The organism is Paenarthrobacter sp. CM16 (assembly GCF_013179505.1).
Classification (GTDB): Bacteria; Actinomycetota; Actinomycetes; order Actinomycetales; family Micrococcaceae; genus Arthrobacter.
The window spans coordinates 4322-12244 of record NZ_JABMCX010000143.1 but is presented as its reverse complement, the minus strand read 5'-3'; the positions used below and the strand labels follow the sequence as shown (position 1 = coordinate 12244).

The following is a 7923-nucleotide window of genomic DNA, read 5'->3' as shown; positions in this document are numbered from 1 at the left end:
GAAGATCGTTGCTGGCCAGGACGGTGGCGAACTTGGCCGGATAGCCGTCGCCGATGTCCTCCGCGATTTGCAACTCCAGGTCGCCGCCGAGCTTGGCGTTGAGGCGCTGCCAGAAAGGGTTGTCCTTCAGGCCGGGGCTCATGGTGTCGAAGGTTTCGGTCAGGCCGGTCACTTTGCCCTTGAGCGGCGGTGTCTTCACGGACTGCACGGCAGTGGGCAGTTTGAAGTAGCCGGCCTGGAGGCCCTTGGCATTGCCCGCGATGTCCGGGGTCACGCCGGTGAATTCCTTGTAGGTGGGCAACTTGACCGAAGCGGAGGCAGCGGCGCCTCCATTGCTCGCGGCGCCGCCACCACCGCAGGCGGATAATCCTGCAGCGGTTACGGCCAGGCCCGCGAGGCCAAGGAAACCGCGGCGGCTGAATCCGGCCTGAGAGGTAGTGCTCGTCATGGCATAACCCTTTCTGGTTACTTGCTCTTTTTCTGAGGTTTGAGTGCTGTGGTATTTCTGGACTTCGGAGAGGGGGCTAGCCCTTGACGGCGCCAGTGATGACGCCCTTGGCGAAGTGCTTCTGGAGGAACGGGTAGACCATCAGGATGGGGACCAACGCCACCACGACTACGGCCATCTGGATGGATTGCGGTGGCGGAGTGGTGGTGATTCCCAGCTGGTCAGCCGCTCCACTGCCTTGGACTACGAAATTTCGGAGCAGCAACTGGATAGGCCACTTGCTGTGATCGTTGATGTACAGCAAGGCGTTGAAGAACGAGTTCCAGAAACCGACTGCATAAAACAGCCCGACGACGGCGATCACGGCTTTGGACAGCGGCATCACGATCCGCCACAGGATTTGCCAGTCGTTGGCGCCGTCGATCCTTGCGCTTTCAATCAGTTCGCCGGGGATGTTCATGAAGAACGATCGCATCACCACAAAGTTGAAAGCCCCGAAGATGCCCGGCAGGATCAGCGACCAAAGGGAGTCCAGCAGGCCAAGCTGACGGATCATGAGGAACGACGGAATCAAGCCGGGCGCAAACAGGAGCGTGAACAACACCGCGAGGATCACCGGCCGGCCAAAGAGCACGGTGCGGCTGGTGGCGTAGGCCATGGTGATGGTCACGAACAGCGCCAGGATGGTGCCCACCGCGGTGACCAGCATGCTGACCCCGAGTGATTGCAACACCATGGGGCCCTTGAAGATGGTGGCGTACGCCTCCAACGTTGGACGCTCGGGCCAAAGGACGAAGCCGCCGGCTTTTACCAGTTGTTCTGTATCTGCCAGGGATGTCGAAACCACCAGCAGAATGGGCGTCAGGATGGACAAGCTGAAGACGACCAGCACCACTGCCTTGATCGTTTGGTACAGGGCGGACGGCTTTTCCTTCCAAATCGGGCGTTTGGGGTTGTAGCTCAGCTCGCGGGGTTTCCTGGTGAAGAGTGTTGATGCCATGGGGGTTCTCCTTGTGCGGCAGGCGCGCGGGTTCAGCGTGGCTTTCAGCGCACTTGTTTTGCGAAGATTCCGTCTTCGCCGAAGCGGTGGGCAAGTTTGTTGGCGCCGTAGATCAGCAGGGCGCTGACCACGCCCTTCGCCAGGCCGGCTGCGGCACCTGAGCTCCAGCCGCCTCCTACTACGCCGGTGTAGTAAGTGAAGGTGTCCAGCACTTCCGCGGCTCCGGCGCCCACAGCATCACGCTGCAGGATGAACTGTTCGAAGCCGACCGAGAGGATGTCGCCGATGCGCAGGATCAGCAGGAGTACGATCACCGGCCGCAAACCGGGGAGGGTGATGTGCCACATCCGCCGCCACCGGCCCGCGCCATCCGCCGCAGCGGCTTCGTAAAGGGAAGCATCGATGCTGGCAAGGGCTGCCAGGAAGATGATCATGGCCCAGCCGGCATCTTTCCAGATCATTTGGATGACCACCATCACGGGGAAGGTCTCCGGGTTGGTCATGAACGGAATGGGCTCCATTCCCCAGTCCCGCAGCAGGTTGTTGACGAAACCAGCGCCGCCCAGCATCTGCTGGAAGAACGCGATCACCAGCACCCAGGAAAGGAAGTGCGGCAGGTAGGCGATGCTTTGAAAGATCCGCCGGACCCGGGTGCTGATCAGTGAATCCACAATCAGCGCCAGTACCAGCGGCACCGGGAACAGGAAGACCAACTGCCAGGCGGCCAGGTACAGGGTGTTCCAGAACGCGTGGACGAAGTCCGGATTTCCGAACAGGTCCACAAAGTTCTGCCAGCCCACCCACAGGCTGTCACCGATACCCAGGTACGGCTGGTAGTCCTGGAAGGCGATGACATTGCCCAGAATGGGGATGTAAAAGAACAGCAGCAGGAACGCCACGCCCGGGACCATCATGAGCAGCATCTGCTTGTCGCGACGCAGGCGGGACCGGAAACTCTGCTGCGGGGGCTTGCTCCGTTTCCGCTTCTTCGGACCGGCCCCGGGGGTACTTCCCCGAGCCGGCTCCGCGACCCGGCGGGCTTCGGACAATGCCGGAGCCTGTTCCGTCGTCGAGTTCATGCTGTCTCCTCAAGTGTTGAGCCTGAACCATCAATGTGATTCAGGCCACGCTCGTTAACCGTTTAACAAACCATAAGTGACTGGGATCTCTTTTTGCAAGATCGTGATCAAAACTGATCGCAAAAATCACTTTTCATCACTTCGGGTGGGGGGTGAGCTGGCTTGGTGGGGTTGTGGGGTGGGGTTGTGGTGTGGGGTTGTGGGGATGGCTTGCGCTGAGGGTGGCCCGTGGTGCCGGGTGCGCCCCGGCGCTCGACGCCGCGCCCCTCGCACCCGCTCACGCCGATCGCCCCCGTAAGAACCGTGGCGCGGGGCGGAAACGGGTGCGACGCGTGGCCACAAGTGATGCGCGGGGCGGAAGCGGGTGCGACGCCGGACCACAAGTGATGCGCGGGGCGGAAACGGGTGCGACGCCGGACCACAAGTGATGCGCGGGGCGGAAACGGGTGCGACGCCGGGCCACAAGTGATGCGCGGGGCGGAAACGGGTGCGTAGTTGCGGTGGCGGTGGCTTGCGGTCGGGAGTGGCCCGTGGTGCCGGGTGCGCCCCAGGTCTCCTCATTGGGGCTCTCCGCACCCGCTCACGCCGATCGCCCCCGTAAGAACCGTGGCGCAGGGCGGAAACGGGTGCGACGCCTGTCCACAAGTGATGCGCGGGGCGGAAACGGGTGCGTAGTTGCGGTGGCCGTGGCTTGCTGCCGGGGTTGGCCTGTGGTGCAGGATGCGCCCCGGCGCCCGACGCCGCACCCCAGGTCTCCTCTTTGGGGCTCTCCGCACCCGTTCACGCCGATCGCCCCCATAAGAACCGTGGCGCGGGGCGGAAACGGGTGCGACGCCGGGCCACAAATGATGCGCGGGGCGGAAACGGGTGCGTAGTTGCGGTGGCGGTGGCTTGCGGTCGGGGGTGGCCCGTGGTGCCGGGTGCGCCCCAGGTCTCCTCATTGGGGCTCTCCGCACCCGTTTACGCCGATCGCCCCCGTAAGAACCGTGGCGCGGGGCGGAAACGGGTGCGACGCCGGGCCACAAGTGATGCGCGGGGCGGAAACGGGTGCGTAGTTGCGGTGGCGGTGGCTTGCGGTCGGGAGTGGCCCGTGGTGCCGGGTGCGCCCCAAGTCTCCTCATTGGGGCTCTCCGCACCCGCTCACGCCGATCGCCCCCGTAAGAACCGTGGCGCGGGGCGGAAACGGGTGCGACGCCGGGCCACAAGTGATGCGCGGGGCGGAAACGGGTGCGTGGGAGGCGAGGGCAAGGAAGGAGCCTCTGTCAGGCCACCCGACCCCGCTAAAGTACAAGCAGTTGGATTTCAGACAGAAGGTGGACATGGCAGATTGCTGCAGCCCGGGCGCCGGCGCCCGGGAACACTCGGTGCCGGGGCTGACGCTTCCCCTGCGCTCGGTGGGAGGACACGGTACCACCGGGACCACCCACACCAACCAGACCCACGACGTCCACACCCGCGACGTCCAAATCCCCGGCGGGGCGTTCACCATGGGCGATCCGTTCAACGAGGGCTACGAAGCCGACGGTGAAGTGCCCCTGCACGAAGTATCCATCTCCGCATTCCGGATCAGCGCGACCACCGTGACCAATGAAGAGTTTGCCGGGTTCGTCGATGCCACCGGCTATCAAACGGAGTCGGAAACCTTCGGCACTTCGGCCGTGTTCCACCTGGCGGTCAAAGCGGAGCCGCATGAGATCCTGAACCGGGTCAACAACGTCCCGTGGTGGCTCAATGTCCGCGGTGCCAGTTGGGCCCATCCGGCCGGACCTCTTTCGCACTGGACGGAGATCCCTGACCATCCCGTCACCCATGTGTCCTACAACGACGCCCTGGCATACTGCGCATGGGCCGGACGCCGGCTACCGACGGAAGCCGAGTGGGAGTTCGCGGCCCGGGGCGGGTTGTCCGGGCAGCGCTACCCGTGGGGAAATGACCTGCACTCCAACACAGCAACAACAGGCCACAACTGCAATATCTGGCAAGGGGAATTCCCTACCCGCAACACGATCGACGACGGCTACCTCACCACCGCACCCGCCAAGGCATTTAGCCCCAACGGCTTCGGGCTTTACCAAACCAGTGGAAACGTCTGGGAATGGTGCAGTGATTGGTTCCTGCCCAAGTACTACAAGACATGCCAGGCGCAAGGCACGGTGAAGGATCCGCAGGGGCCGACCATCGGCCGCGGCAGGGTGATGCGGGGCGGCTCATACCTCTGCCACGACTCGTACTGCAACCGCTACCGCCTTGCAGCCAGAAGCTCGAATACACCGGACTCGGCCAGCGGCAACCTCGGATTCAGGACCGTGGCCCTTTAGCCCCTGGCTCTGGTTCTGAAACTACTTGGGCCCATGCCCGCGCTTATGACCATGGCCTTTGACGCCGGCTGGCAGTTCGCCGGACACGATCTTCGTCGCTGTCACGGCATCGCCGTCTTTTGTGCCGCTGACACGAACGTCGTCGCCGATCTCGAGATCAGCAGCGGAGGCCGAAGGCAGCGTGGGCTTACCTTTACCGTTCCTGAGCCCTGACAGGTCAGCGGGAACTTTGCTGATCCGCGTATCCTCAGTGATGGAATAGCGCTGCGTAAAGCCATCCTCGCTCTTCACAGTCACCTCTGAATCGCTGACCGCTTCGATGGTTCCAGACTGCGTGAGGACCCTACGGTAGCTCCCGTCCTGCTGCTTCACGACGTGTTCGCCGTGAATAGCCCGCCCGCGCCCGTCAGCGGGCTTGGCGTTCCCCGACGGGGTCGGGCCGGCTGAAACAGCAGGGCTCGACGGCGAAGGGCCGGGTTGGGTGCCCGCCCAGACAGCAGCGGCCCCGCCACCGGTCAGGGCGACGGCGATCCCGCCGGCAATGAGGGCCTTCCCGAGGCCCGGTGAAAGTGTGGCCATGCATCCATTGTGCGCCCAAAAGCAAAGTAGGCCGCAGTAAAACTGCGGCCTACTTTGATGGGAAGAACGGGTCTTAGCCCTCGACGCCCAGCTTCTCCAGGATGAGTTCGCGGACTCGTCCTGCGTCGGCCTGACCACGGGTGGCCTTCATGACGCCGCCGACAATCGCGCCAATGGCTTGGACCTTGCCGCCACGGATCTTCTCCGCCACGTCCGGCTGTGCTGCCAGTGCTGCATCGATGGCTTCCAGGAGCGGACCGTCGTCGGATACAACGGCAAGGCCGCGCTTCTCAACGATTTCCGCCGGAGTACCTTCGCCGGCGAGCACGCCGTCCAGGACCTGGGTGGCCATCTTGTTGTTGATCTTGCCGTCTTCAACCAGCTTGTTCAGCTCCACAATCACCTGCGGAGTCACACCGAGCTCGGAAGGATCGACGTCAGCTACCTTGGCGCGGCCCACGATCTCACCCATCCACCACTTGCGGGCAACATCAGCCGAGGCACCTGCTGCAATGGTTTCCTCGATGGAGTCCATGACACCGGCGTTCACTACATCGCGGAATTCCAGATCCGAGTAGCCCCAAGCTTCCTTGAGACGCTTACGGCGCTCGGCCGGCGGCTCGGGAAGGGTAGCGCGGAGTTCCTCCACCCACTCACGGGAGGCAACGACGGGAACCAGGTCCGGCTCCGGGAAGTAGCGGTAATCGTCAGCGTCGGACTTGGGCCGGCCCGACGTCGTCGAACGCGTGTCCTCGTGCCAGTGGCGCGTCTCCTGGATGACCGGCTCGCCGGAGTCAAGGACGGCAGCGTGGCGCTGGATTTCGTAACGTACGGCGTGCTCGACGGCGCGCAGTGAGTTCACGTTCTTGGTCTCCGAACGGATACCGAAACGCTCACGGCCGTGCGGGCGGAGGGAAACGTTGGCATCGCAACGGACGTTGCCGCGCTCCATCTTGGCATCGGAAACGCCAAGGTTCTTCACGATTTCACGGACGGCCGCGACGTAGGCCTTGGCCAGTTCAGGCGCACGGCTGCCGGCACCCTCAATGGGCTTGGTGACGATTTCCACCAACGGAACACCCGAACGGTTGTAATCCACCAGCGAGTAGTCGGCACCCTGGATACGGCCCGCAGCGCCACCCATGTGGGTCAGCTTGCCGGCATCTTCTTCCATGTGGGCGCGCTCGATCTCCACGCGGAAGACGGTGCCGTCCTCGAGCTCGATGTCGAGGTAACCGTCATAGGCGATCGGCTCGTCGTACTGCGAGGTCTGGAAGTTCTTGGGAGTGTCCGGGTAGAAGTAGTTCTTCCGGGCAAAACGGCACGATTCGGCGATCTTGCAGTTCAGGGCAAGGCCGATCTTGATGGAAGACTCCACCGCTGTCTTGTTGACAACGGGTAGGACGCCGGGCATGCCCAGGTCAACCTCGTTGACGTTGGTGTTCGGCTCATCACCGAAAACGTTCGGTGCGGAGGAGAACATCTTGGTCTTGGTGTTGAGCTCCACGTGGACCTCGAAACCCAGAACAGGATCGTATTTCTCCATGGCCTCTTCGAAGCTCAGGGTTGCATCGACGGACATTAGTTGGAACCTCCGGCGGTGGTGGACGCTGCGCCAAGGACAGCATTTTTCAGATCGGGCGCCTGCGCAAGGATCGGGCCGCCCCACTTCTCTTCGAGCATGGATTCGAGGACGGCGCCCACGCGGTACAGGCGGGCATCCTGGCGGGCAGGAGCCAACAGCTGGATACCAACCGGCAGGCCGTCTTCGTCAGCCAGGCCGCCCGGCAGGGACAGGCCCGGGATACCGGCAAGGTTAGCCGGGATGGTGGCGACGTCGTTCAGGTACATCGCCAGCGGATCATCCAGCTTCTCCCCCAACTTGAACGCCGTGGTGGGCGCAGTGGGCGAAATCAGGACATCAGCCTTGGCGAAGGCGGCGTCGAAGTCACGTTGGATCAGCGTACGGACCTTCTGTGCCGAGCCGTAGTAAGCGTCGTAGTAGCCAGCGCTCAGTGCGTAGGTACCGAGGATGATACGGCGCTTGACTTCGTCGCCGAAACCGGCCGCACGGGTAGCACCCATGACCCGCTCGATGGTCATGGGACCGTCCTTGGGCAGCACGCGCATGCCGAAGCGAACGCCGTCGAACTTGGCCAGGTTGCTGGACACCTCGGAGGGCATGATCAGGTAGTAGGCACCCAGGGCGTACTTAAGGTTGGGGCAGGAAACCTCAACAATTTCAGCGCCTGCGTCCTTCAGCAGCTGAAGGGACTCGTTGAAACGGTTCTCGACGCCGGCCTGGTAACCCTCGCCGTGAAGCTCCTTGACGATGCCGATCTTCATGCCGGCAACGTTGCCCACGCGGGCGGCGGCAACAAGATCATTGAAGGGATCAGTCAGTGACGTGGAGTCGAAGGGATCGTGGCCGCCGATGACTTCCTGCAGCAGCGCAGAGTCCAGTACTGTCCGGGACACAGGGCCGATCTGGTCCAGCGA

At 63.2% G+C, this 7923-nt stretch carries 6 protein-coding genes and 1 pseudogene; 1 reads left to right on the top strand and 6 read right to left on the bottom strand.

The genetic code is table 11. The annotated features are described in order from the left end of the window. From HP499_RS13655 to HP499_RS13645, 3 genes and pseudogenes are all read right to left on the bottom strand, one after another. Positions 1 to 448, bottom strand: a pseudogene (locus HP499_RS13655) (sugar ABC transporter substrate-binding protein); the annotation flags it as partial. A 76-nt stretch (positions 449 to 524) separates the two neighbouring features. Next, positions 525 to 1448: a carbohydrate ABC transporter permease gene (locus tag HP499_RS13650; RefSeq protein ID WP_172324581.1), complete on the bottom strand. Its 924-nt coding sequence runs from the start codon at positions 1446 to 1448 to the stop codon at positions 525 to 527. A 44-nt stretch (positions 1449 to 1492) separates the two neighbouring features. Beyond that, complete coding sequence (locus tag HP499_RS13645; RefSeq protein ID WP_172324580.1) at positions 1493 to 2527, bottom strand: sugar ABC transporter permease; 1035 nt, start codon at positions 2525 to 2527, stop codon at positions 1493 to 1495. A gap of 1319 nt (positions 2528 to 3846) precedes the next feature. Between HP499_RS13645 and HP499_RS13640 the strand changes: the two genes are divergently transcribed. Next, on the top strand, positions 3847 to 4845 hold the full coding sequence (locus HP499_RS13640) for a formylglycine-generating enzyme family protein (protein WP_172324579.1): 999 nt from the start codon (positions 3847 to 3849) through the stop codon (positions 4843 to 4845). A 21-nt stretch (positions 4846 to 4866) separates the two neighbouring features. Here the strand turns inward: HP499_RS13640 and HP499_RS13635 are convergent, their stop codons facing one another. From HP499_RS13635 to HP499_RS13625, 3 genes are all read right to left on the bottom strand, one after another. Beyond that, entirely contained in the window at positions 4867 to 5424 is a 558-nt protein-coding gene (locus tag HP499_RS13635; protein ID WP_172324578.1) for a hypothetical protein, read from the bottom strand. Between the two features lie 73 nt (positions 5425 to 5497). Beyond that, on the bottom strand, positions 5498 to 7006 hold the full coding sequence (gene gatB / locus HP499_RS13630) for an Asp-tRNA(Asn)/Glu-tRNA(Gln) amidotransferase subunit GatB (protein WP_089594286.1): 1509 nt from the start codon (positions 7004 to 7006) through the stop codon (positions 5498 to 5500). Then, positions 7006 to 7923: amidase (locus tag HP499_RS13625; RefSeq protein ID WP_253951576.1), on the bottom strand; the 918-nt coding region annotated here is incomplete at its 5' end. The genes HP499_RS13625 and gatB, both read right to left, overlap by 1 nt.

Coding starts and splice junctions, on each gene's coding strand:
- HP499_RS13645 (WP_172324580.1), bottom strand. CDS start 2,527: ATGAACTCGACGACGGAACAGGCTCCGGCATTGTCCGAAGCCCGCCGG.
- HP499_RS13635 (WP_172324578.1), bottom strand. CDS start 5,424: ATGGCCACACTTTCACCGGGCCTCGGGAAGGCCCTCATTGCCGGCGGG.
- HP499_RS13640 (WP_172324579.1), top strand. CDS start 3,847: ATGGCAGATTGCTGCAGCCCGGGCGCCGGCGCCCGGGAACACTCGGTG.
- gatB (WP_089594286.1), bottom strand. CDS start 7,006: ATGTCCGTCGATGCAACCCTGAGCTTCGAAGAGGCCATGGAGAAATAC.
- HP499_RS13650 (WP_172324581.1), bottom strand. CDS start 1,448: ATGGCATCAACACTCTTCACCAGGAAACCCCGCGAGCTGAGCTACAAC.